Below are 22,120 nucleotides of genomic sequence, written 5' to 3' on the forward strand. Positions count from 1 at the left end.
GGGAGAACAGAAATATACACAGCGGAACTGTCAGGTTCCGCTGTTTTGGAGTTAAAAATGTATTTATACGTATATGAAGGTTATCAAGGAGGCCGGGAAGGGCGGCAGCGAACAGAGGAACTGGTCCGACGTGCCGCCGAGCGCTACATATATGAAGAGCGTTTGAATTTGGGGACGGTTTCCGGTCGTATTCTGCGAACCGAGCGGGGAAAACCATATTTTCAGGAAGTTCCGATTGAATTTTCGGTCAGCCACACCGGGAGCCTGTGGGTCTGCCTGATGGATACTGGGACGGTGGGGGTGGATGTGCAAGAGATTCGCGGCTGCCGCAGAGAAAAAATCGCAGAACGTTACTATACAGCTGACGAGAGGGAATATGTCCAATCGAGGGGAGAATCAGGATTCTTCCAAATTTGGGCAAGAAAGGAGGCCTACGCCAAATACACGGGCGACGGCTTTACCGAACGGCTTCGTAGCTTTTCGACTCTGAAGGATACCAGTGTAGAATTTATTGATTTCGATGTTTGTGCGGGGATCAAAGGATCCTGCTGCATGAAAGAAAAGAGAGAATTATGGATAAGACAAATAGTGTGAAAGGATATGGCGCTGCAATACTGTTTTCTATTTTAGTCGGGTTTTCGTTCTTAGGTGTCAAGACCTGCGTGCCGCTTGCTAGCAGCCTTCAAATTTTGGTACACCGATATAATTTTGCGTTCCTGGCGCTGGTAATTATTCTGGCATTGCGCATTGGAAAAATCAATCTGCGTGGCAAGCCGAAAAAAAATCTGATCCTGACGGCGGGTTTTTACGTAGGATTCATGGTTTTGCAGGTGGTGGGACTTATCTTTTCTACTTCCATTGAAGGTTCCATAATTTTTGCCATCATCCCGATTATCGCTAAGATCATCGCTTCACTGTTTTTGGGAGAAAAATCCTCTGTCCTTCAAAATATTTTTGTTTGTTTGACTGTAGCGGCATTGATCGTGATGATCGTTATGGGCAGCACCACTGTCACCCTTAACATCGGCGGCGCAATCCTGCTGGTCCTTTCCAGCATTTCCATGGCCATCAGCAATGTTTTTATGCGTTATGTCCGCGACCAATACAAACCCATTGAAATCTCTGCGGCCATTATCATCGGCGGCTGCGTGATTTTCAACCTGGCTTTCCTGGTCCAGGGACTGTTTTCTGGGACGCTTCACACCTACTTTGAGCCCTTTTCCCACCCGGAATTTATTATAGCAACGGCTTATCTGGGCGTGGGCTGTATTTTGCTTTCTGCCCAGCTGATGAGCTATTCTTTAAGCAAGATGGAAGCGGTAAAGGCTACGATCTTCGGCAATGTTTCCACGGCTATATCCATTATAGCCGGCGTTGTGGTGCTGGGAGAACCTCTCCTTGCGTATCATATCGTTTGCACGGTTTTAATCATTGTCGGAGTTGTAGGCCTGAGTGTGTCAGGAAAGAAAAAGGAGGCAGATGATGAGATTCAAAATTCTGATGGAGAATAAGACCGACGGACCCGGCTGCATAGCAGAACACGGGTTATCGATATACATAGAGGCCCAAGGGCGAAAGCTGCTGTTTGACACCGGGGCTTCTCCACTGTTTGCCCAAAATGCAAGAGCGATGGGCGTGGACCTTTCCCAGGTGGAAGCACTGGTCATCAGTCACGGCCACTACGATCATACTGGGGGAGTACCGCAGTTCTGCGAGCTGAATCAGATTGCTCCCATCTACATTCACCAGGGCGCTTTCTATGAAACTTACGGAAAGGAAGATGGTAAGTGGGAGAGTCAGACCTGCGGAATTCGCTGGAACGATCACCAGCGGAGCATGATCGATCCAAGGATCGTCCGTACAAATGGCCCGGAGTGGATTTCAGAAAATATTGTTATATCGGGAACTATCCCTGAGATTCCCGGATTTGAGCCCGCGGAAAGTTTTTACCGGAAATGTCAAGACGGCAGCTATGAGCCGGACCCCATGGATCACGAACAAATTCTCGTCATCCGGGAACCGGAAGGACTGTACGTTTTCTCGGGATGCAGCCACAGGGGCGTCGTTGCGGCAGTCCGCCGGGCCAGGGAACTGTTTGACGGCGAACGGATCGCGGTGCTGGCAGCGGGTATGCATCTTTACAGCGCTGGGAAAGATATGAGAAAAAAGGTGGTGGACCAGATCATACAAGAAGAAATGGATCTGATAATGCCGGTCCACTGCACAGGAATCGACGCCATCTGCGACCTCAAGACAGCGCTGGGGGATAAGTGCGTGGCAGCCACGGCGGGGAGCAGCTATGGATATTAAAGATTCAGCTCTCAGGTATCTGGGGCCGAGAGCCAGGACCTGCCGTGAAATGAAAGAGCATCTGCAGGCAAAAGGCTTTTCCCAGCAGGAAATCGAAGAGGTGATCCGGGAGCTAAGCCAGCTCCATTATCTGGACGACCAGGATTATTGCCGCCAATATTTTGATTATGCCTTTGGCAAGGGGAAGGGCGCCTACCGGGTCAAAAGAGAACTGGAACAAAAAGGCGTCGACCGCGCTACCATTGAAATCGCATTCGAAGAATATGAAAGCGAAGAGACGGAGATGGAAAGGGCGAAAAAGCAGGCGGCCAAAATCGCGGCTGGAAAGCAGATAGATGAAAAGCTGATGGCTAAGATGGGGCGTCGGCTGACTGGGCTGGGATATCGTTCAGATGTGGTATATCAAATAATAGGAAGTTATATGGAACAACATGATGAATGACCGTTTTACAAGGACAAAATTGATATTGGGACAAGATGGAATCGATAAATTACAAAACAGCCGGGTAGCTGTTTTCGGAATCGGCGGCGTGGGCGGCTTTGCAGCAGAAGCCCTGGCGCGGGCCGGAATCGGTGCTATTGATCTCATTGATAAGGATAAGGTGGATGTGACCAACATCAACCGGCAGATCATAGCCGCGGAAAGCACGGTGGGCCGGGACAAGGTGGAGGTCATGAAGGAGCGGATTTTGGACATCGGCCCGGAGATTCGGGTGACGGCTCATAAATGCTTTTTTCTGCCGTCGACCGAATTTGATTTTACACGATTTGATTATGTGGTGGACGCCATCGATACGGTGACTGCCAAGCTGGATCTGATTGTCAGGGCCAGGAAAGCAAAAGTGCCTGTCATCTCATCCATGGGAACAGGCAACAAGCTGGATCCGACCCGATTTGAAGTGACCACCATTGACAAGACCTCTGTGTGCCCCCTGGCCAAGGTCATGCGAAGAGAACTTCGCCGCAGAGGAATTTTAGACCTGAAAGTCGTTTATTCCAGAGAAGAACCTGCAGAGCAGGCGGAGCGGGGCGTTCCGGCCAGCGTTTCCTTCGTGCCTCCGGCAGCGGGGCTGATCCTTGCGGGCGAAGTGGTAAAGGATTTGATAAAATGGTAATGGTAAAAGTAAAAGAAATTAATTTGGAACGGGGATATCCGACTGTTCCCCAGGCAATGCGCAACCTGGTCAACGATCTGACCACCGCCCAGAGAAGCGGCTGCAAAGCTGCGGTCATTGTACACGGATATGGTTCCACAGGCACGGGCGGAGCGATTAAGGTCGCGACGAAAAGCAAACTGAAAGAACCGCTCCTGCGGGGAGTGATCAAAGAAGCCATAGCCGGCGAGGATTGGTATTCCAAGAAAAAAGTGTTTATCGATTATTGTCCTCAGCTGAGGGACTTCAGCCGCTATATCGATGGAAACCGGGGAATTACCGTCGTCTTGCTGCGATAAAAAAGGCAGCCAGACCCGGCGGGAAAAAATTTTTAAAAAAATTTCAAGAAATTTCGCATACGCACCGAAAAACGGACATAGACTTTGGTATAGTTTAACTATCAAGAGAACGGGTATAACCATATCAAGTAGAACAGACGGAGGTGCATACAATATGTTGTTAATTTTACCTTGGATTTTCATGCTGATCGCCATTGCTTTAGTTCTTGTTCTGTGGAACGACTATTTAAAAGAAACACGCAGTAACGCTTACAAGAAAGAACGGGACCGAATGAGAGAAGAAAAAGAAAGGATGATGCTCAATGAGCCTGAAAGCGATAAAAGGAGACATCACAAAGCTGAACGTAGACGCTATCGTCAATGCTGCTAATCGGACGCTGCTGGGCGGCGGAGGCGTGGACGGAGCCATTCATCGGGCAGCGGGCAAAGAACTGCTAAAAGAGTGCAGGAACCTTGCCGGCTGCGAAACGGGACAAGCCAAGATAACCAAAGGATATAAACTTCCGGCCAAGCACGTGATCCACACGGTAGGGCCGGTATGGCACGGAGGGGAGCAGGGTGAACCGGAGCTTCTGAAGAATGCCTATCAAAACAGCTTGAAGCTGGCCAGAGAAAATCAGCTGGCCTCCATCGCCTTTCCCGCTATTTCCACAGGCGTATATGGTTATCCAAAAGAAAAGGCCGCTCAAATCGCAGTGGAAGCCTGCCTGGATTTCCTAAAGGAGTATGAGATGGCAATCCTGTTGGTTGCTTTCAGTGACAGCGATCTGAATCGTTATCAACAGCTGATAGAAAATATGTCCGAAAAGTAGAAGCGGAGGAAATCAATGTCAGACTATCGAACACTGATCCAAAGGATCGAACATTTTTATATCGACGTTGTGGAAGAATTTAAAGAAGCGGAGCAGCAGATTATCAACGATTCTCAGTTTCGAAGCATATTCCGCAAGAAGGACTATGACGGCAACATCGCAAAATTGAAAGCTTGTAAAAGGCTGGCCCAGGAGATCGATATCGTTCATATTCAAATCGATGAACAGGCTTCAAAAGAGGTGGCGGAAAGCTTCAGCCGGGCGTTGTCCTTGTTTATCGCCCTGTGTGATGTGTATGTGCAGCTGCAGGTTTTTCTAAAAAAGAAAGCCATGAAGGAAGAGGCTAAATTGTCCACTTACAAGGAAATTTTCGCAAAAGTAGAACAGTGCAAAAAGGATGTTAATCAGGCTCTTCACGATTTGGACATCGTCTATACCGACTATACGGAGGAATATCCCCTGGAGGACGGGGAAGAAACCGATGAGTAAAGGACAAGTAAAAAAACTCTATATCCTCTATATCCTGGAAATTCTCCGCAGATACTCAGACCAGGATCACCCGCTGATGCAAAAAGAGATCGTTGAAATTATGGAACGGGACTTTGGCATCGTCTGCGAGCGCAAAGCGGTATCGAGAAATGTGGGCGATTTACAGGATATGGGCTACGAAATCCGCCACACTAAGAAGAAGGGGTGGTTTCTAGCAAAACGTGAATTCGGAGACGGCGAGCTGCGGCTTTTGATCGACAGTGTGATGGCTTCCCGCCATATACCGGAAAAGCAGGCGCAGGATTTGATTGAGAAGCTGATTAACCAATCCAGCGTCTTTTTTAAAAAACAGCTGCGCCACGTCTATAACATTGAACGGATGGAGAGGGATGAAGGAAATGAACTCTTCCATACCATCGAGCAGATCAGCAGAGCAATTGAAGACAGGAAAAAGATCTCCTTTTTCTATAATAAATACGGACCGGATAAACAGCTGCACCACACAACAGAAAACAAACATCTGGTCAACCCCTATCAGATCGTAGTTGCCAATGGGCGCTATTACTTGATCGGCAACGTGAACAAATACAATAATGTCACCCATTTCCGCGTAGAAAAGATCACCGATACGGAGATTCTAGATCTGGACGCCAAGCCGCTGGAAGAGGTGGAGGAGCTGAAAAACGGATTGGATTTGCCGACCCATATGGCGGAGCATCTTTATATGTTTTCCGGAAAATCCTCGATGATCACCTTAAAGGTGGAAGAATGGGGGATCAACGATGCCATCGACTGGCTGGGAAAAGACATTGAGATTTCCCGGGAAGAAGACGGGTATCTGGTGCGGGTAAAGGCAAATGAGCAAGCGATCGCTTACTGGGCGATCCAGTTCGGCGGCAGTGTGGAAGTCCTGGCTCCGGAAAGTCTGCGGCAGCAAGTAGCGGAGCGGATCAAAGCAATCAATCAAAAATACGAAAGGTAAATCTATGGAATATATCACACTTTCGGCAGCGCTGGCTGCTGTTGTGCTGCTTGTTTTTGCGCTGCTGAAGATCAGTGCCCTCAGCCGTTCCGGTATGCAGGCCCAGCTTATTAAAGAGACAAAACGGGATCTGGAGCAGCAGATACAGGTATCCAGGCAGGAAACGCTGCAGCTGGTTCAGAGCAGCGTCAAAGCCCTGGGCGAAATGCTGGCCGTCAACCAGCGGGGATCTGCGGAGGCTCAGGATAAACGATTGGCGGAGATGAACCGGCAGTTTGCCAGCATGACCATACAAAATGAACATAAGATGGAACAGATACGGCAGACCATGGAAGGGCGGCTCGCTGCCCTGACTGCCGATAACAACCGGCAGCTGGAGCAGATGCGGCATACAGTGGATGAAAAGCTGCAAAAGACTTTGGAAACCCGCATCAGCCAATCCTTTAAGCTAGTCAGCGAGCGGCTGGAACAAGTGTACAAGGGGCTGGGAGAAATGCAGACCCTGGCTTCGGGTGTGGGGGATTTGAAAAAGGTGCTTTCCAATGTTAAGACGAGAGGCATCTTGGGCGAGATCCAGCTGGGAGCCATCCTGGAACAAATTCTGGCTCCCGATCAGTATGAGGAAAATGTCCGCACCAAGCCTTCCGGCAGTGAACGGGTGGAATTCGCCATCCGCCTTCCGGGGGAGGGGGATGCAGCTGTCTATCTGCCCATCGATGCCAAGTTTCCCGCCGACGTTTATGCCAATTTGATGGATGCTTACGATGGCGGCGATCCTCTGATGATCCAGGAAACCGGCAAGCTGCTGGAACGAGCTGTGAAAAAATCGGCAAAGGATATCCACGATAAATACGTGGAGCCGCCCGCGACCACGGATTTTGCCATTCTCTTCCTTCCTTTCGAAGGGCTTTATGCGGAAGTGGTGCGCCGGGGACTGGTGGAAACCTTGCAGCGGGATTACAAGATCAATATCGCAGGGCCCACCACCATGGCGGCCCTGCTCAACAGCCTGCAGATGGGCTTCAAGACCTTGGCGATTCAAAAACATTCCAGTCAGGTATGGGATGTTCTGGGGGCAGTCAAAACCGAGTTCGATAAATTCGGAGACGTACTGGCCGCGACTCAAAACCGGATCAATCAGGCCAATTCCGAGCTGGACAAGCTGATCGGCACCAGGACCAGGAGCATTCAGCGCAAGCTGCGCAGCGTCTCCAGCCTGGCGGAAGAAGACAGTAAAACGTTGTTGGACTTTACAGATGATATTGACTGAAGGAGCTAATTGACATGAGCATTTATGCGATTGGCGATCTGCACCTGTCCTTTGCTCCGGGCGTTGAAAAGCCCATGGACATATACGGCAGTGCGTGGATCGATCATGCGGCAAAATTGAAAAAGAACTGGCTGGAATTGATTAAGCCGGAAGATACCATCGTTTTGGCCGGGGATATTTCCTGGGGGCTGAAGCTTTCGGAAGCGATCCCGGATTTGGACTGGATCGACGGATTGCCTGGGAAAAAAGTGATTTTCAAGGGAAATCACGATCTCTGGTGGAGCGGAATCGGAAAGCTCAACAGCCTTTATGATTCGATCCATTTTGTACAGAATACGGCCTTTGAAGCAGAAGGCTGTTTTCTGTGCGGCAGCCGGGGGTGGATTTGCCCGGGAAATGACGATTTTACCCAGCAGGATGAAAAAATCTATAAACGGGAGCTTTTGAGACTGGAGATGTCCCTTACGGATGCCAAAGAAAAAGGCGGCGGCGATCGTATCATCGGCGTCCTGCATTTTCCGCCGTCCGCAGGTCAGGCCCAGGGCTCAGGTTTTACGGATGCCTTTTCCAGGGCAGGCGTCAGTCAAGTGGTATACGGCCATCTTCATGGAAAAGAGGCTTTCAAAAATGGATTACAGGGAACTTATAACGGGGTAATGTACAGGCTGGTCTCTTTGGACTATCTCAACTGCAGGCCTGTACGGATAAAGGAGTGATGATCATGAAACGAGCAGCAATTCTTGTACTGGACAGTCTGGGCGTGGGGGAGCTTTCGGACGCGGGACGTTACGGCGATCAGGGGGCGGACACGCTGGGCCATATTGCCCAGCAATACCCTCAGCTTTCCATGCCAAACCTGCAAAGACTGGGTTTTGGAAATATTCAGGGGGCCGCGGGCGGGGCTTTTGCAGTCAGCGATCCTGCAGGCTCCTTCGGCAAGCTCAGGGAAAAATCCAACGGCAAAGATACCATTACCGGCCACTGGGAAATCGCCGGACTATATACGGAAGTGCCTTTTAAGACGTATCCAGATGGATTCCCCCAGGAATTTATCGAGAAATTCCAGAAGGCCATAGGCAGAGAGGTCCTGGGAAATTGCACGGCTTCGGGAACGGTGATCATTGATGAGCTGGGGCCGGAGCATGAGGAAACGGGAAACCCCATTGTTTATACTTCTGCGGACAGTGTTTTTCAGATTGCGGCCAATACGGCTGTGATTCCCCTGGAGGAGCTCTACCATATTTGTCAAATTGCCCGGGAAATGCTCCAGGGCGACTGGTCCTGCGGCCGGGTCATTGCCCGTCCCTACGTTTTGGAGGATGGAAAACGGAGCAGAACGGCCGACCGGAAGGATTATGCCGTTTCTCCCTCCGGAAAAACCATGCTCGATCATGTGGCGGAGCTGGGAAAGGAAACCTATGCCATTGGTAAGATACGGGATATTTTCGACGGCCAGGGAATCACTCAGGCGGTCCATACCGTCAGCAACATGGATGGCGTTGATAAAACCATTGAAGCGCTCAATATGGACTTTGAGGGATTGATTTTCACCAATTTGGTGGACTTTGATTCCAAGTATGGGCACAGGAGAGATCCCCAGGGTTACGGAAAAGCCATTGAAGAATTCGATGCCCGCCTTCCGGAAATTCTGGCGGCCATGAAAGACAGCGATGTGCTTATCCTGTGTGCGGACCACGGCAACGATCCGGTACACAGTGGATGGGATCATACGAGAGAACATGTTCCGGTAGTGATCACAGGAGCGGAGATACGCAGCGGGGTCGATCTGGGGATCCGCAGTTCCTTTGCTGATATCGGGGCGACTGTCTGTGAAATGCTGGGAGCAAAGAAAACGGCCATTGGAGAAAGTTTTTTCAATCAGATCAAAAAATAGATCGGTTCAAGACAGGGGGACATGAAAATGAATATGAATGATATGATCATAAAAAAGAGGGACAAAGGCGTCCTGACCGAAGAAGAAATCCAGTTCTTTGTTAAGGGATATACGGAAGGCGCAGTTCCAGATTATCAGGCGTCCGCCCTGCTGATGGCCATTTATTTCAACGGCATGAATAAGGAAGAAACCTATGCCCTGACGACCGCTATGCGGGATTCAGGCGATATTGTGGATCTGTCGGCCATACGGGGAATCAAAGTGGATAAGCACAGTACCGGCGGCGTAGGAGACAAAACGACTTTGATCGTGGGCCCCATGGCCGCCGCCTGCGGCGTGCCCATCGCCAAGATGAGCGGAAGAGGACTGGGCTTTACCGGCGGCACGGTGGACAAGATGGAATCCATACCAGGTTTTCGGACAACGCTGGAGGAGCAGGAGTTTGTCAATCTGGTCAATGAAAACGGCATTTCCGTTATCGGACAGACCGGCAGCATCGCTCCGGCTGATAAAAAAATTTACGCGCTGCGGGATGTGACGGGTACGGTGGAGAACCTCAGTCTGATCACTTCCAGCATTATGAGCAAAAAGCTGGCTTCCGGCAGCGATGCTATTGTGTTGGACGTAAAGTGCGGCGACGGCGCTTTTATGGAAAGCCTGGAAGATGCCCGCCGCCTAGGCGAGCTGATGGTGGAGATCGGCAATGCGGACGGAAAGCGGACTGCGGCAGTTATCACGGATATGGATCAGCCCCTGGGCCGGGCAGTGGGAAACAGCCTGGAAGTGATCGAAGCCATCGAGACGCTCAAGGGCAATGGACCGGAGGACATTACCCTGCTTTCGCAGACTTTGGCCGGGATCATGGTTTATTTGGGCGGAAAAGCAGCTTCCCCTGAGGAGGGCTATCGTATGGCCGGTGAAAGCCTGCAAAGCGGCGCTGCCTTGAAAAAAATGCGCCTCTTTATAAAGGGGCAGGGAGGAGACCCAAGGATCCTCGATGATGCCGGCTTATTTCCTCAGCATCAGTTCGCAGTGGAAGTGACCAGCCCTGGGGCCGGATTTATCCAAAAGATTAAGGCACGTCAGGTGGGAATCGCATCTCAGCACGCAGGGGCCGGCAGGGCTGCCAAAGGTGATGCCATCGATATGACGGCGGGAATCTATCTCCACAAGAAAGTGGGCGATGCGGCGCTGGAAGGCGAAACATTAGCTACTGTATTTGCAAACGATGAGCAGAAAGCTGCGGCGGCTGCCGAAGAGCTGTTGTCCGCCTATCAGATCGGAGAAGAAATGCTGCAGACAAACAAGCTGATCAAAGAGATCATAGGGTTATAGATATGGATATTAAACAATGGATGAAAGACTTTCAGGATGCGATCCTGAATCAATTTAAAGAGAACGTCCTTTTTATCGGCCTGCAGGGAAGCCAGGCCAGGGAAGAGGCGGGGCCTGACAGCGATATCGATGTGGTGGTGATTTTCGATACCCTGTCCTTTGAAGATATCAAGCAATATGAAAGGACTGTAGAAAGCCTGCCCTGCAGAGACCGGCTGTGCGGTTTTATCTCCGGAAAAGCCGAGCTGCAGAATTGGGAGCAAGGGGAATTGTTCCAGTTTTATTACGATACGATCCCCGTATACGGCAGCCTGGAAGAGCTGATCAAGCTGGACGATGGGGACAGCGCAGCAAAGGCGGTCCATATGGGAGCCTGCGCCATTTATCATGGGTGCCTCCACAACTTTTTGCATGGAAAAGAACCGGCAGCTTTGAATGCATTATGTAAAGCGGCGGTTTTTGTCATGCAGGCGGAGCATTTTTGCAAAACTGGAACCTACATACATAAGCATCATCAGCTGCTGCCGCTTTTGGGCGAGCAGGAGCAGAGAATTTTAGAGATGAAAGAGGATTGTCCGGCCAATTTCGAACCTCTGTCTGACCTGCTGATTAGTTGGTCGGCAGAACGAATCCAGCCGCCCCAGGCAGAGAAGAGCGCACGGACCAATTTTATACGGTGAATAGGTTCAATTAAATAGAGAAAGGCAAATCTATGGGAAAGTTTGTAACGCAAATGCAGGGAAATATCGATGAATTTACCCGTTATCTGGAGCAGGCGATGCAGCGTGAAAAGCTTTTTTCTGAGATCCGGCATCAGTTCCGTACAAAGATCAATGGGGTTCGGTGCTGTATCCAGGTTTTTGAACGATATTCCTTTCGCGGAGGCAATTGGCTGACGATGAACGTTACGACTTTAGAATATGTCGGAATGCTCAAAATCGTAGTTATGGTTTCAGGCGGCAGCAATAATATCTTGTTTAAGTACTGGTCCTTTGGAGTGGAGAGCGAAGCCCGCGTGCTTGAGGAAGCAAAAAATATAATCGCCGCATACAAGCCAATCCGCTTAGGTTGAGGTGGTTTGGAGCAGGAAATCAGCGCAAATATATGAATAACAGTTAAGTTTTTTGATGAAAACTTAATAACCGGTCAATATCATTAGAAGAACTCCAATGCTAAAATACGAGTAAGATACCGTTGAAGAAGGAAAGGAGTTTTTTATGAAACTGCCTCAAGTAATCAGAGAGAAACGAAAGCAATTGAATTTGACACAGGAACAGGTGGCGCGCTATCTGGGCGTCACTGCGCCGGCCGTTAATAAATGGGAAAAGGGCATATCTTATCCGGATATTACCCTGCTGCCGCCTCTGGCCCGGCTGCTTGGGACGGACCTGAATACTTTGCTGGCTTTTCACGAAAATCTGACTGATCAGGAAGTGGAACAATTCGCAGCAGAGCTTTCCGCTATGGCGATGACGGAGGATTTTGCTGTATGCTACCAGACGGCCATGGAGAAGATTGCCCAGTATCCAACCTGTGTCAAGCTCCTCTTTTATGCGGCCGTCACGCTGGAGGCGGCACTGATCCGACTGCCGGAAAAGGATGAGCGTCAGCGCTGCAGGGAGGAGATCGAGAAGCTTTACCTCCGTGCGGCGCAGGGAGATGATTTTGAGATCAGCCATCAGGCGAAGCTGATGCTGGTCGGCCGCTACATTGAGCGTAAAGAACTGGAACAAGCAGAAGCTCTGCTGGATGAGCTGCCGGAGCTTCCCGTGGATACGGTTCATCTGAGGGCCAGCCTTTATATCGCCCAGGGAAAACTTGATAAAGCCGGAGAACTGATGGAACTGGCTGTGGCCAAGGCCGGACAGGAGTTGGAATCCCACTTTCTGATGCTGATTGAAATCGCTGCTGAAGAACGGGATGAGCAGAGGCTGGAAGAATTAATAGGTTTGTCTCAGAAAACCGCAAAGCTGTATGACCTGTGGGGGATTTTCCCCTGTTTGACAGAATTTCGTATCGCCGCTGTGCTGGAGGATAAGGACCGCTGTATAAAGGCTCTGAAAAACCTGCTGGCTGCAATGAAACAGCCGTGGAAAATCAACCAGTCCTCACTGTATAAGCATATTCAGGATGAGGCGGGCAGTTATGCGCTTACAGAGCAAATGACGGCTAGCTTTGCGGCAGGCCTGAAGAATGACCCCACTGTCGCGTTTTTGCGAAAAGACCCGGAGTTTTTAGGATTGATCAAAGCCTTTGAAATGGATGTGAAGGAAGAGAAGCTTTGACAGGGACCCATATTATGAAACCATTAAAAACAAAAAAATTACTTATTACGCCGATGACAGACGAGGAATTGGGTGAGAAGATTGCCCGGGAAAAAGAGGCGCATATGAGCGCGGCTTTGCGTGAAATGCTCGACGGCTGTCGGCAGCATCCCCAGGACCGAGACTGGTACACGGGCTGGCGGATCACTTTACAGACAACTGGAGAGGAAATTGGAAGCCTGGGTTTTCATGGGGTGCCTGAAAAGGGCCAGGTGGAAATCGGATATGGCATCGAACAAGCATATCAAAGACAAGGCTTAGGGACAGAGGCTGTTCGGGCGGCTGTTGAATGGGCCTTTTCTCAGACTAATGTATATTTTGTAACAGCAGAGGCAGAAGAAGATAATCTTGCTTCCGTGCGTCTTTTGGAAAAATTACAGTTTGCTGAATGCGGCAGGGGAGAAGAGGGCGTCTGCTTTGAAAAAGAAAAGCCGGCCTCCGTCTATCTGCCCATTTTTATGTGCTTGTTCATGAGCGTAGGGCTGAGTATTGGCGCAGCCATGGATCATATGGCGATGGGCAGTTGTTTTGGAATCGCGATTGGATTCATGCTGGGGGCGGCTCTGGATGCCAGCGATAAAAAGAAACGAGAAGAGATGAAAAAAGAATGGCAGAGAAATTAGCATGAATCGAGGCGCAAGGAGGAAGTATGGAAACGATAAGAACCATATTATGGGACGTGGACGGAACGCTGCTGGATTTTGCCGCATCAGAAGAAATTTGTATGAACCAGTGTCTGAAAAAGTACGGTGTGACGATTAATGAGGAGCAATTTAACTGGTATAAAGCGTGCAACCACTCCTACTGGCAGCGGTTTGAGAAAAAGGAAATCCCCAAGAGTCGGGTGTACATCGGCAGATTTGAGGATTTTTTCGCATACTTAAAGGTCAGCGGAATCGATTGTCAGCGCTTCCATGATGAGTATCAGCAGGCACTGGGAAACAGTGCCGTTTTGCAGGATTATGCCCTGGAGATCTGTCAAAAGCTGGCCCAAAACTACCGCCAGTATGTGGTCACCAATGGCAGCAGCGTCGCGCAGAATGGAAAGCTGCGGCGCAGCGGACTTTATGATTTGATGGATGGCATCTTTATCTCCGAAGAAATGGAAACAGAAAAGCCCAGCAAAGAATTCTTCGACCTGTGCAGCGAGCAAATATCGGATTATGATCCGCAAGCCGTGATGATTATCGGAGATTCCCTGACCAGCGACATGGCAGGCGGCAACAACGCCGGAATCCGCTGCTGCTGGTTTAACCCGGAAGGAGCACCGGTTCCAGAAGGTCTGAAGATCGATTATGTTGTTTCTTCACTGCGTGAAGTTGAAAAGATTCTTTTTTGATCTTGTCCGCAGCACAACCAGTCTATTTGCCTGCTTTTTCAGCCTGCTGCTCCGCCCATAATTTATCGGCTACAGGCGTCCATTGATCTGCATAGGGAACAGTCTTGGCACAGAGCTCTTCCGCAGTCTCAGGTGCCTGGGGATCGGTGGAATGGGCGCCGGATTCCCTTACGAGTTTCGGCAGTATATCGGGATTTTCCAGCATCGGACAGGGCCGGAACATGTTGTCGTTAAACGGCTGCCCATCGTGATAGGCCATAAAGAGCGGCGATCTCAGCACATCCAGCAGTGAGCAATCGTGGATATTGGCGTTGGAATAGTGGATGAACACGCAAGGGTCTACGTCGCCGGCCGCATTGATATGCAGATAACGGCGGCCTCCGGCTATGCAGCCTCCTACAAATTCAGCATCGTTTTGAAAATCCATGGAAAAGATGGGCTTTGTCTTCCGATACTTGCGGATGCGGTCATAAACAGTCATCCGCTGTTTTGGTGTTGGCAAAAGTTCGGGCGATGCATCCTTGCCCACCGGCATGTAATGGAAGAACCAGATGAAGAATGCTCCCATATCGATCAGTTTATCAAAGAAAGCCTCGCTGCTGATATCATCGTAGTTCTGGCTGGTATAGCAGGTGGAAATGCCGAAAGGCAGCTTGTGCTCCTTGAGAAGCTCCATCGCGCGCATCACTTTCTTGTAAACACCGTCTCCTCTGCGGCTGTCGTTGGCCTCCTCGAACCCTTCCAGGCTGATGGCCGGCACGAAGTTCTGAACCCGGAGCATCTCCTGGCAGAATGCCTCGTCAATCAGAGTGGCGTTGGTGAAAGAGAGAAAGATGCAGTCATGATGCTTCTCGCAGAGGCGAATCAAATCGTCTTTTCGCACCAGCGGTTCGCCGCCGGTATAAATATAGACATATGTACCCAGTTCTTTGCCCTGACTGATGATGGAATCGATATCCTCATAGGACAGATTTAAATTGTGGCCATATTCCGCAGCCCAGCAGCCGGTACAGTGAAGATTGCAGGCTGAGGTGGGATCAAGAAGGATCGCCCAGGGAATGTTGCAGCCATACTTTTCCCGGTTTTCATCCTGAATGGGCCAGCTGAGCAGATTGCCGTTGAGGATAAAGTTGCGGAAAAAGGTGATTCTGGTCTGGGGATCCAGATCGTAAACCCGCATAATCAGCTGATACCAGTTGTTTTTCTCATCGATAGCGCTGCGGAAGGCCGCCCTCTGGGACGCAAACTCATCCTTGGGAAATACATGGTCCACAAACTCCATCAGCTTTGGTATATTGGTCTGCGGATCCTTTTCAAGATAATGAAGGACCTTATTGAAGCCGAATGTTTTGATTTTTTCATTGATATTCATTGTACGATCTCCTTTGCTTTTATTGCTGCCGCTCCTTTTAAAAAGCTCATCAGGCCGGACCAGCAGTTCTTTGCAGTCTCATATCCATGCAAATAATAAGCTTGCAAAGTATCATAATCCGTTTCGAACCGTTTCACTTCACGGCTTTCAGGACGAATCCGAAAGACTTTTTTCTCCCCTTCCAGCTGCTCCAAAATGCGGATTTGCTTTTTATAGGTGTCGGGGGAGGATTCAATTGCCTCCAGCAGGCGAGGATATTTTTTGTAATTTTTTTCGTATAGCATTTTTTGTATCGATGTCATCAGGGGACCTTTATCCCGATTTCTGGTGGCCGATCATCTCCCTTCCGCGATGATTATATCCCAAATGTTGCTTTTTCTACATATGGGTATTATAATAGGGAGTGACAATTTTTTCAATTACCAGAATTTTTGATCTGAGTATTATTCTACAAGTTAACAGAAAGTGGGGCGAAACATGACAGATCGAAGAGTACAAAAAACCAAACAAGCCATCCGTGAAGCATATCTGTCGCTGATTTTGGAAAAGGATACGCCTAAAATTACCATAACGGAAATTGCGCAGAGAGCCAATATTGACCGAAAAACGTTCTATCTACATTATGATTCCATCGCAGATATTATTCATGAATTCGGCCGGCAGGAAACAGAAGAGCTTATCCTGCGGCTGGAACAGAACGATTTTTTCGACGATACCTCGGATGTAGCGGTGCTCTTTCGGGCTCTAAACACGCTGATGGAAGAAAATCTCCAGTTGTATCAGCACATTGCCAAGACGCCTTCCTATGCCTTTTTATGGGGAGCCATTAAAGATATATTAAAGGAAAGTCTGATCGAAACCATGGGAGAGCGGCTGGATATTTCCAAAGCGGAACTGGAAATCTGCGCGGAGTTTTATGCGGCCGGAACCATTTCCACCTATCTGGAGTGGCTGCGGGGCGATCTGCCCATGACCGATGACGAGCTGGCGCAGATCATCGGCGATACGGCTTACTATGGCCTGCAAAAGCTGCTGACAAAGCCTCAGGAAAAGGCATGAGAGATCATTAGAAAGGGAGAGGTGTTATGAGTCTTAATCTATTTGCGTTGGAATATATCTCAGAAGTGGCAAAGACCGGTTCCATTTCAAAGGCTGCTCAGAATTTGTTTCTTTCCCAGCCACATCTGAGCAATACCATCAAAGCCGTTGAAAAGGAACTGGGGGTTCAGCTATTCCGCAGGTCAGCCAAAGGGATGGCGCTGACAGAAGAAGGCCGGGTCTTTGTCCAGGAAGCCAGAAACATCTTGACTGAGGTGAACGCGCTCCACGCAAAGCTGCGCATAAAACCGGAAACAGCGGTCCGCAGCCGCATCTCCGCAACCCGATCCCACCAGATCAATCGCTGTATCACCGATTTCATCAACCGTCATGCAGCCAAAGCGGAGTTTCAGATACACGTAAAGGAAACCAATCCCTTCCAAGTGGTGGAGGACGTGCATTGCCGCGAATCTGAGCTGGGAGTTCTGCATTTTTTCGACGCACAAAAGGAATATTTTCTCAATTTGTTCCAACGCTATTCTTTATCCTTTCAGAAACATTATCAGCGGGAATTCCTGGTTGCCATGTCAAAAGACAACCCGCTGGCAAAGGAAGAAACGCTTTGCAAAGAGATGCTGGAAGAGCAGATTGTCGTCATTTATGGGGATTATGAAATCCCTTCCGCTTCCTATGAGACGATCACCAAGGTCAGCGATATTATCTTATCGCCCAAACGGATCTTTGTATATGACCGGGCGGGCGCCATGGAAACCCTGAGTCGATGCCCCGGCACCTATATGTGGATTGCCGGCCTTCATCCCGAAACGCTTCAGAACAACGGCCTGGTGCTGCGCCGCTGCAGCGATGTGGAAGTGGTTAATTTGGGGTATAGTATTCATTCTCTTGACGAGCCGCTGTCCTGGGCCACCGCCGAGCTTTTCGCTGATATGCAAAAGATCGACTGGACCGAGGAAGTGCGATAAACAAAAACCAATACCCCTATAAGTAATGGGTATTTTTCAGCAAGGCCGGCAGATGCTATCATGGTTTTAGAAAGAATCGAAAAAAGCAAAACATAGGAGGTAAAACCATGAGCTTTAAAAGAACGCAGGAGCAGGTATGCGATACGCTGAAAGGCGGGATCACCGATTTTCCAGGTGCAGAAATCATGTCGGTCTTTTACGAAACAACGCCGGAGGCTGCGGCTGATGTCCTGCCGCCGGGGCTGAAGCCCTACAAACGTCCCATCGTCGTTGCCGGATTCAATCATTTTACGGAGACTAATTTTGAGGTACCCTATAACGAAGCGGCTCTCTATGTCGCAGCTGTTCATGAAAAAACTGGACTTCCAGGACTTTTTGTTCCCGGCATGACCTTAGATGTGGACATGGGCAGCATTCTCGGGCGGGAGGTAGGCGGTTATCCGAAAAAGTGGGGAAGCCTATCCATGGAGCAGGAGGGAGAAACTTATCAGGCCAGCGCCAGGCGGCATGGGATAACGTATTATTCCGTCAAAGCTCAGCTCAACGGAAAACCCAATGATCCCAAGCTGATGGAGGCCATCGGCGAGCTGCTGACACCGCCGGATCCGGAAGGCCATCCAGGTGCTACGATCATCTACAATTATCTCTGGCCCGCCAGCCAGTGGGCTCATCTTTCTGATATTTCCAAGGCACCCAGCCCCATTCTCTATACTGTGTGGAAGACCAAACATCCAGGCCCGAAAAAGCCGATCCTTGGTACCGGCGAGGTCATCTATCAGCATTCGGATCACGACCCATGGGATTCTCTTCCGGTTGTTCATACTTTGGGGGCGATCATGACTTTTGACGGCATTGCCCTTGATGGCGCAAGAAGTCCGGAGGATGAGTACCTAGTAGATCCGCAGGAGTATTTGCCGTATGCGTTTTATGGATTTGATCACAAGCTGTAGGAGGTGGAATGATGTCTGTATTTCTTTGTGTAAAAATGGATTTGGGCGGTGAAGGTTTGACCTTTGACGAGACGGTAGATACTGCGTTCACCATGGAGGGGGCCCGGCGAATGCTGGAGCTGCCCACCTTGCAATGGAAAATTTGGGGTTTGGACTCTGATAAAAAACAGGGCTGCGGATTTTATCTGTTTGCTTCAATAGAAGCGGCAAAAGCCTATGCGAAGCAGGCCGTTCTCAACTTGCAGTCGCGCCAGGGCGTGTCCAACGTGACGACGCAGATTTGGACCATTGCGGAAGAACAAACGCATATCACCAAAGGGCCGATTGATCTGCCCCAGATCAAGGATTTAAAAGAATAATTGTTAAAAGAGAGCCGCTGCGCTGGCTGAAAACCCAATGCAGCGGTTTTTCTATGGAGTTTTTCTTTGTTTTGTTATACAATAAACCCCAGAGTAGTATCTGATTTATCCAAACACCAACCAGACACTACCCTAGGAACGAGAAGGAGGCGCAAAATGTTTGAATCGAGATGCGGCGTCGATTGCAGCCAATGTGAAAGAAAGACGGATGTCAGCTGCAGAGGTTGTATTTATATGGATAAGCCCTTTTGGGGAAGCCCGTGCGGCGTCAAGTCCTGCTGCGAAGAAAAGGGGCTGAACCACTGCGGTCAATGCAGGGAGTTCCCTTGCGAAATGCTGGCGACGATGGGCGTGGATCAGGGGTTCGATCCCAAGCCCAAGCTGGAAAACTGCAAGGCATGGGCAAAGCTGAAGCTGCGGCGGGCGTCGATGGAGGATCTGACGGCTGTGGTTTCTGTGGAAGCTGGGTGTTTTCCTCAGGCCGAAGCGGCGGGGAAAGAGGCTTTTGCAGAAAGGCTGAGGGTATTCGGCGATCATTTCTGGCTGCTTGAGGATGAAGGAACGCTGGTGGGCTTTATCAACGGCCTGGTCACCAACGAAGAAACGATTGATGATCTGATGTACGAAAAGGCAGATTTACATATTGAAAATGGTGCTTGGCAGACCGTGTTCGGCGTGGATACCATTCCCCAATACCGGCGCAAGGGCTGCGCGGCTTTGCTGCTACAGCGCTTGATCACAGATGCAAAGAAGCAGGGTCGTAAAGGTTGTATACTCACCTGCAAGAAAGAGCTGGTTCACTATTATGAAAAGTTTGGCTTTCAGAACTGGGGCCAATCCCAGTCGGTTCACGGCGGGGCCTTGTGGTACGACATGCGGCTGGAATTTTAACGAAAGGAAAAGGTTTAACGGATGACAACTGCCAATATAAAGGTGACTTTGAATGGGGATGTGGAAACTGTATGGAATACGGTTACATCTCTGACAGAATGGGGCTGGAGAAGCGATGTGAGCAGGATCGAGGTTTTAGAAAAGGGCTGCAAATTCGTGGAATATACGGAGGAGGGCTATGCGACCACCTTTACCATTACGGCTTTTGAGCCCCTGCAGCGCTACGAATTCGATATGGAAAACGGCAATATGAAGGGCCACTGGGTCGGGCTCTTTTCTGGTGAAGGTGAAAAAACAACCATTGATTTTACAGAAGATATAATGGTGAAGAAATGGTTTATGAAGCCTTTTGCCGGCGCTTATTTGAAAAAACAGCAGCAGACCTATGCGGACGACCTGCGGAAAGCTTTGGAAGAGTAGAGACCAAGACTGCGGAAAGGGGACAGACATGAATCAGAGTATGGAAAATCCTTGGAAGGCGATTGATCTTACTGATTATGAAAATCATATGAAACTGGATGATGTGCGTCAGCTGCAGACGCTGAATGAAATGATGAAAGACCAGCTTCATGATTACCTCGTAAAGACTGTCATGATACTGGGCGTTGCCGGAGGCAACGGACTGGATCACATAAAACCGAAACAGTTCGAGCGGGTCTATGGGGTCGATGTCAATGGTGATTATCTGGCGGAATGCTGCCGCCGTTACGAGGATTTGAACAGCTTTTTTCCCATTGAAGCCGATTTGACCGGTGATGATCTGGAGCTTCCCTGCGCGGAACTCCTGCTGGCCGATCTGCTGATCGAGTATGTTGGCTGCGAATGTTTCCTGCGGGTGGTAAAGCTGGTTGATCCCCAGTATGCTTCCTGTATCATTCAGGTCAACAGCGGGGAGGAAACCTTTGTCTCAGATTCTCCATACCTCCATTCCTTTGACCGGCTCTATGAGGTGCATCATCAGGTGACAGAGCCTTTGCTGACAGAGAGTATGGAGAAAGGCGGATATTCGTTTCTTGCAAAAGAAGAGCGGAATCTGCCCAACGGCAAGAAGCTGGTCCGTTTGGATTATGGAAAAGAAGGGTGATGGAACAGGCAGTGCGGGTTACCATCCATTGAAGAAAAAAATCAAAATTTGCCGCTCGCCGATTAAGCTGTTTTTTTACAAATGGCCGCGCAATTTTGCCATTTCTCTTGGGGTTGAAATGTGCATCGCTCAGCCTGCCGCAAGATTTGTTATGTTGAAACTGCATATGGCAATAGACCGTAGAACGCTGCCCCAGGAACAGAAGGAGCATGGCGGAAAATGGGAGGAACTCATACCGGAGAAGCTGCAAAACATGCAGAACCAAATCAGCGACTAAGGAAGGAATGCTTTTGACATTGGGCAGAAAAAGGGATAAACTATTCCATATATGTTTAAGGAGAAACCTATCATGGAATTATATATTGTACGTCACGGTATCACGACATGGAATAAGGAACGGCGCATTCAGGGGAGTTCCGATATCCCGCTGGCAGAGGAAGGCATCCAAATGGCCCGAAAAACAGCGGAAGGCCTTAGAAATGTATCGTTTGACCGTATTTTTTCCAGCCCTTTATCACGGGCTTTTGAGACGGCCCGCATTATTAAAGGGGACCGGGAGCTTGCGATCAAACAGGATGAACGGCTGCAGGAGATGGGATTTGGCATTGGAGAAGGCGCGGAGTACGTCGAACCCGTACAGGACGGAGCCTCTCTTTTGGACGGCTTTTATGACTGGCCGCAGGATTACCAGGCGCCGGAAGGCGGCGAATCCTTTGCCGATGTTTGCCGCAGGGCGGATTCCTTTTTAGAGGAGCTGCGGACCGTCGATCCTGCTGTAAAGCGAGTTTTAATCGTGGCTCATGCGGCGGTTAACCAGACCTTGTTCCGCTTTCTGGAAGGGTTCGATCTGAAGGATTTATGGAAACACCCAAGGCAGCCCAACTGCGCCGCTACCATCGCTGAATTAACGGTGGATTCTTCCCGGATCGTAGAACGGGATAAAGTCTTTTATTAATCGTGCTGATTTTCATGGGCGGATCGGTATTGAATCAAATCAGGAAAATTTTATTGAAAGCTTTTGTTTTAAATCTTTTCCCAAAAGCCTATGCCGCCTGAAATTTGGAGCTACGCTTGTGCTGCCGGGCGCACTCCCGCGAATAAAGCTGCCGCATTGAAAAGTCATGTCTTTCAACAGGCAGCTTTTTTGTTTGTATCAAACCGGATGATGCGGAAGCAGCGCTTTTATAAATCTTTTAAAATAAACAGCATATAACAGTTGACAAAGTGTTATATGC

General features: G+C 49.5%; 29 protein-coding genes. 27 read left to right on the forward strand and 2 right to left on the reverse strand.

Features of this window, described 5'->3' with window-relative positions:
- Positions 1–57: 57 nt before the first annotated feature.
- From LG211_RS11665 to LG211_RS11750, 18 genes are all read left to right on the forward strand, one after another.
- Positions 58–594 carry a 4'-phosphopantetheinyl transferase family protein gene (locus LG211_RS11665; protein WP_148395937.1) on the forward strand — a complete coding sequence of 179 codons (537 nt, stop codon included), beginning with the start codon at positions 58–60 and terminating at the stop codon, positions 592–594.
- Positions 573–1,511, forward strand: coding sequence for a DMT family transporter (locus LG211_RS11670; protein ID WP_148395936.1), 939 nt, complete (start codon positions 573–575; stop codon positions 1,509–1,511). Before LG211_RS11665 ends, LG211_RS11670 begins: the two co-directional genes overlap by 22 nt.
- Positions 1,480–2,310: an MBL fold metallo-hydrolase gene (locus LG211_RS11675; protein ID WP_148395935.1), complete on the forward strand. Its 831-nt coding sequence runs from the start codon at positions 1,480–1,482 to the stop codon at positions 2,308–2,310. Before LG211_RS11670 ends, LG211_RS11675 begins: the two co-directional genes overlap by 32 nt.
- The gene (locus LG211_RS11680) at positions 2,300–2,752 is read left to right on the forward strand and encodes a regulatory protein RecX (RefSeq protein ID WP_148395934.1); all 453 of its coding nucleotides are present in this window, start codon (positions 2,300–2,302) and stop codon (positions 2,750–2,752) included. Before LG211_RS11675 ends, LG211_RS11680 begins: the two co-directional genes overlap by 11 nt.
- Positions 2,742–3,425: a tRNA threonylcarbamoyladenosine dehydratase gene (locus LG211_RS11685; RefSeq protein ID WP_465250799.1), complete on the forward strand. Its 684-nt coding sequence runs from the start codon at positions 2,742–2,744 to the stop codon at positions 3,423–3,425. The genes LG211_RS11680 and LG211_RS11685 overlap by 11 nt, the downstream gene beginning before the upstream one ends.
- A complete protein-coding gene (locus LG211_RS11690; RefSeq protein ID WP_148395933.1) occupies positions 3,419–3,763 on the forward strand; it encodes a Smr/MutS family protein in 345 nt (114 codons plus the stop codon). The genes LG211_RS11685 and LG211_RS11690 overlap by 7 nt, the downstream gene beginning before the upstream one ends.
- A gap of 302 nt (positions 3,764–4,065) precedes the next feature.
- Positions 4,066–4,575: an O-acetyl-ADP-ribose deacetylase gene (locus LG211_RS11695; RefSeq protein ID WP_148395932.1), complete on the forward strand. Its 510-nt coding sequence runs from the start codon at positions 4,066–4,068 to the stop codon at positions 4,573–4,575.
- Positions 4,576–4,590: 15 nt separating this feature from the next.
- Positions 4,591–5,064 (forward strand): hypothetical protein, encoded by a 474-nt coding sequence (locus tag LG211_RS11700; RefSeq protein WP_148395931.1) that lies wholly within the window; start codon positions 4,591–4,593, stop codon positions 5,062–5,064.
- Entirely contained in the window at positions 5,057–6,046 is a 990-nt protein-coding gene (locus LG211_RS11705; protein ID WP_269477580.1) for a helix-turn-helix transcriptional regulator, read from the forward strand. Before LG211_RS11700 ends, LG211_RS11705 begins: the two co-directional genes overlap by 8 nt.
- 4 nt (positions 6,047–6,050) lie before the next feature.
- A complete protein-coding gene (locus tag LG211_RS11710) occupies positions 6,051–7,316 on the forward strand; it encodes a DNA recombination protein RmuC (protein ID WP_148395929.1) in 1,266 nt (421 codons plus the stop codon).
- Positions 7,317–7,330: 14 nt separating this feature from the next.
- A complete protein-coding gene (locus tag LG211_RS11715) occupies positions 7,331–8,032 on the forward strand; it encodes a metallophosphoesterase (RefSeq protein ID WP_148395928.1) in 702 nt (233 codons plus the stop codon).
- Between the two features lie 5 nt (positions 8,033–8,037).
- On the forward strand, positions 8,038–9,210 hold the full coding sequence (locus LG211_RS11720) for a phosphopentomutase (RefSeq protein WP_227755367.1): 1,173 nt from the start codon (positions 8,038–8,040) through the stop codon (positions 9,208–9,210).
- A gap of 27 nt (positions 9,211–9,237) precedes the next feature.
- Complete coding sequence (locus LG211_RS11725) at positions 9,238–10,545, forward strand: pyrimidine-nucleoside phosphorylase (protein WP_269477581.1); 1,308 nt, start codon at positions 9,238–9,240, stop codon at positions 10,543–10,545.
- 2 nt (positions 10,546–10,547) lie between these two features.
- Complete coding sequence (locus tag LG211_RS11730; protein ID WP_148395925.1) at positions 10,548–11,225, forward strand: nucleotidyltransferase domain-containing protein; 678 nt, start codon at positions 10,548–10,550, stop codon at positions 11,223–11,225.
- A 32-nt stretch (positions 11,226–11,257) separates the two neighbouring features.
- Positions 11,258–11,617, forward strand: a complete 360-nt coding sequence (locus tag LG211_RS11735; RefSeq protein WP_148395924.1) for a DUF6054 family protein — start codon at positions 11,258–11,260, stop codon at positions 11,615–11,617.
- A gap of 145 nt (positions 11,618–11,762) precedes the next feature.
- On the forward strand, positions 11,763–12,830 hold the full coding sequence (locus tag LG211_RS11740) for a helix-turn-helix domain-containing protein (RefSeq protein ID WP_269477582.1): 1,068 nt from the start codon (positions 11,763–11,765) through the stop codon (positions 12,828–12,830).
- A 14-nt stretch (positions 12,831–12,844) separates the two neighbouring features.
- The gene (locus tag LG211_RS11745) at positions 12,845–13,492 is read left to right on the forward strand and encodes a GNAT family N-acetyltransferase (RefSeq protein ID WP_269477583.1); all 648 of its coding nucleotides are present in this window, start codon (positions 12,845–12,847) and stop codon (positions 13,490–13,492) included.
- Positions 13,493–13,518: 26 nt separating this feature from the next.
- Entirely contained in the window at positions 13,519–14,208 is a 690-nt protein-coding gene (locus LG211_RS11750) for a YjjG family noncanonical pyrimidine nucleotidase (RefSeq protein ID WP_148395920.1), read from the forward strand.
- Positions 14,209–14,230: 22 nt separating this feature from the next.
- Here the strand turns inward: LG211_RS11750 and LG211_RS11755 are convergent, their stop codons facing one another.
- Positions 14,231–15,580 (reverse strand): radical SAM/SPASM domain-containing protein, encoded by a 1,350-nt coding sequence (locus LG211_RS11755; RefSeq protein WP_148395919.1) that lies wholly within the window; start codon positions 15,578–15,580, stop codon positions 14,231–14,233.
- The gene (locus LG211_RS11760) at positions 15,577–15,882 is read right to left on the reverse strand and encodes a DUF6363 domain-containing protein (RefSeq protein ID WP_148395918.1); all 306 of its coding nucleotides are present in this window, start codon (positions 15,880–15,882) and stop codon (positions 15,577–15,579) included. Before LG211_RS11760 ends, LG211_RS11755 begins: the two co-directional genes overlap by 4 nt.
- 175 nt (positions 15,883–16,057) lie before the next feature.
- On the opposite strand from LG211_RS11760, the gene LG211_RS11765 reads away from it, so the two are divergent.
- The 9 genes from LG211_RS11765 (at position 16,058) to LG211_RS11810 (ending at position 21,840) form a co-directional block, all read left to right on the forward strand.
- A complete protein-coding gene (locus LG211_RS11765; protein ID WP_148395917.1) occupies positions 16,058–16,639 on the forward strand; it encodes a TetR/AcrR family transcriptional regulator in 582 nt (193 codons plus the stop codon).
- Positions 16,640–16,665: 26 nt separating this feature from the next.
- Positions 16,666–17,601 (forward strand): LysR family transcriptional regulator, encoded by a 936-nt coding sequence (locus LG211_RS11770; RefSeq protein ID WP_148395916.1) that lies wholly within the window; start codon positions 16,666–16,668, stop codon positions 17,599–17,601.
- A gap of 107 nt (positions 17,602–17,708) precedes the next feature.
- Positions 17,709–18,551 (forward strand): acetoacetate decarboxylase family protein, encoded by an 843-nt coding sequence (locus LG211_RS11775; protein WP_269477584.1) that lies wholly within the window; start codon positions 17,709–17,711, stop codon positions 18,549–18,551.
- 8 nt (positions 18,552–18,559) lie between these two features.
- Complete coding sequence (locus LG211_RS11780; protein WP_148395914.1) at positions 18,560–18,910, forward strand: YdhR family protein; 351 nt, start codon at positions 18,560–18,562, stop codon at positions 18,908–18,910.
- A 156-nt stretch (positions 18,911–19,066) separates the two neighbouring features.
- Positions 19,067–19,801 (forward strand): GNAT family N-acetyltransferase, encoded by a 735-nt coding sequence (locus LG211_RS11790; protein WP_465250800.1) that lies wholly within the window; start codon positions 19,067–19,069, stop codon positions 19,799–19,801.
- A 21-nt stretch (positions 19,802–19,822) separates the two neighbouring features.
- Positions 19,823–20,221 (forward strand): SRPBCC family protein, encoded by a 399-nt coding sequence (locus tag LG211_RS11795; RefSeq protein ID WP_148395912.1) that lies wholly within the window; start codon positions 19,823–19,825, stop codon positions 20,219–20,221.
- A gap of 28 nt (positions 20,222–20,249) precedes the next feature.
- Positions 20,250–20,885: a methyltransferase type 11 gene (locus tag LG211_RS11800; protein ID WP_269477585.1), complete on the forward strand. Its 636-nt coding sequence runs from the start codon at positions 20,250–20,252 to the stop codon at positions 20,883–20,885.
- Positions 20,869–21,162, forward strand: a complete 294-nt coding sequence (locus tag LG211_RS11805; RefSeq protein ID WP_269477586.1) for a hypothetical protein — start codon at positions 20,869–20,871, stop codon at positions 21,160–21,162. Before LG211_RS11800 ends, LG211_RS11805 begins: the two co-directional genes overlap by 17 nt.
- A 72-nt stretch (positions 21,163–21,234) precedes the next feature.
- Positions 21,235–21,840 (forward strand): histidine phosphatase family protein, encoded by a 606-nt coding sequence (locus LG211_RS11810; RefSeq protein ID WP_269477587.1) that lies wholly within the window; start codon positions 21,235–21,237, stop codon positions 21,838–21,840.
- The last annotated feature ends 280 nt before the right edge of the window (positions 21,841–22,120 follow it).

This window comes from Hominibacterium faecale, assembly GCF_020734085.1.
Classification (GTDB): domain Bacteria; phylum Bacillota; class Clostridia; order Peptostreptococcales; family Anaerovoracaceae; genus Hominibacterium; species Hominibacterium faecale.

Coding starts and splice junctions, on each gene's coding strand:
- LG211_RS11770 (WP_148395916.1), top strand. CDS start 16,666: ATGAGTCTTAATCTATTTGCGTTGGAATATATCTCAGAAGTGGCAAAG.
- LG211_RS11790 (WP_465250800.1), top strand. CDS start 19,067: ATGTTTGAATCGAGATGCGGCGTCGATTGCAGCCAATGTGAAAGAAAG.
- LG211_RS11695 (WP_148395932.1), top strand. CDS start 4,066: ATGAGCCTGAAAGCGATAAAAGGAGACATCACAAAGCTGAACGTAGAC.
- LG211_RS11805 (WP_269477586.1), top strand. CDS start 20,869: ATGGAAAAGAAGGGTGATGGAACAGGCAGTGCGGGTTACCATCCATTG.
- LG211_RS11780 (WP_148395914.1), top strand. CDS start 18,560: ATGATGTCTGTATTTCTTTGTGTAAAAATGGATTTGGGCGGTGAAGGT.
- LG211_RS11760 (WP_148395918.1), bottom strand. CDS start 15,882: ATGACATCGATACAAAAAATGCTATACGAAAAAAATTACAAAAAATAT.
- LG211_RS11710 (WP_148395929.1), top strand. CDS start 6,051: ATGGAATATATCACACTTTCGGCAGCGCTGGCTGCTGTTGTGCTGCTT.
- LG211_RS11680 (WP_148395934.1), top strand. CDS start 2,300: ATGGATATTAAAGATTCAGCTCTCAGGTATCTGGGGCCGAGAGCCAGG.
- LG211_RS11670 (WP_148395936.1), top strand. CDS start 573: ATGGATAAGACAAATAGTGTGAAAGGATATGGCGCTGCAATACTGTTT.
- LG211_RS11735 (WP_148395924.1), top strand. CDS start 11,258: ATGGGAAAGTTTGTAACGCAAATGCAGGGAAATATCGATGAATTTACC.
- LG211_RS11700 (WP_148395931.1), top strand. CDS start 4,591: ATGTCAGACTATCGAACACTGATCCAAAGGATCGAACATTTTTATATC.
- LG211_RS11800 (WP_269477585.1), top strand. CDS start 20,250: ATGAATCAGAGTATGGAAAATCCTTGGAAGGCGATTGATCTTACTGAT.
- LG211_RS11745 (WP_269477583.1), top strand. CDS start 12,845: ATGAAACCATTAAAAACAAAAAAATTACTTATTACGCCGATGACAGAC.
- LG211_RS11775 (WP_269477584.1), top strand. CDS start 17,709: ATGAGCTTTAAAAGAACGCAGGAGCAGGTATGCGATACGCTGAAAGGC.
- LG211_RS11810 (WP_269477587.1), top strand. CDS start 21,235: ATGGAATTATATATTGTACGTCACGGTATCACGACATGGAATAAGGAA.
- LG211_RS11725 (WP_269477581.1), top strand. CDS start 9,238: ATGAATATGAATGATATGATCATAAAAAAGAGGGACAAAGGCGTCCTG.
- LG211_RS11685 (WP_465250799.1), top strand. CDS start 2,742: ATGATGAATGACCGTTTTACAAGGACAAAATTGATATTGGGACAAGAT.
- LG211_RS11690 (WP_148395933.1), top strand. CDS start 3,419: ATGGTAATGGTAAAAGTAAAAGAAATTAATTTGGAACGGGGATATCCG.
- LG211_RS11740 (WP_269477582.1), top strand. CDS start 11,763: ATGAAACTGCCTCAAGTAATCAGAGAGAAACGAAAGCAATTGAATTTG.
- LG211_RS11705 (WP_269477580.1), top strand. CDS start 5,057: ATGAGTAAAGGACAAGTAAAAAAACTCTATATCCTCTATATCCTGGAA.
- LG211_RS11765 (WP_148395917.1), top strand. CDS start 16,058: ATGACAGATCGAAGAGTACAAAAAACCAAACAAGCCATCCGTGAAGCA.
- LG211_RS11665 (WP_148395937.1), top strand. CDS start 58: ATGTATTTATACGTATATGAAGGTTATCAAGGAGGCCGGGAAGGGCGG.
- LG211_RS11750 (WP_148395920.1), top strand. CDS start 13,519: ATGGAAACGATAAGAACCATATTATGGGACGTGGACGGAACGCTGCTG.
- LG211_RS11675 (WP_148395935.1), top strand. CDS start 1,480: ATGATGAGATTCAAAATTCTGATGGAGAATAAGACCGACGGACCCGGC.
- LG211_RS11715 (WP_148395928.1), top strand. CDS start 7,331: ATGAGCATTTATGCGATTGGCGATCTGCACCTGTCCTTTGCTCCGGGC.
- LG211_RS11730 (WP_148395925.1), top strand. CDS start 10,548: ATGGATATTAAACAATGGATGAAAGACTTTCAGGATGCGATCCTGAAT.
- LG211_RS11720 (WP_227755367.1), top strand. CDS start 8,038: ATGAAACGAGCAGCAATTCTTGTACTGGACAGTCTGGGCGTGGGGGAG.
- LG211_RS11755 (WP_148395919.1), bottom strand. CDS start 15,580: ATGAATATCAATGAAAAAATCAAAACATTCGGCTTCAATAAGGTCCTT.
- LG211_RS11795 (WP_148395912.1), top strand. CDS start 19,823: ATGACAACTGCCAATATAAAGGTGACTTTGAATGGGGATGTGGAAACT.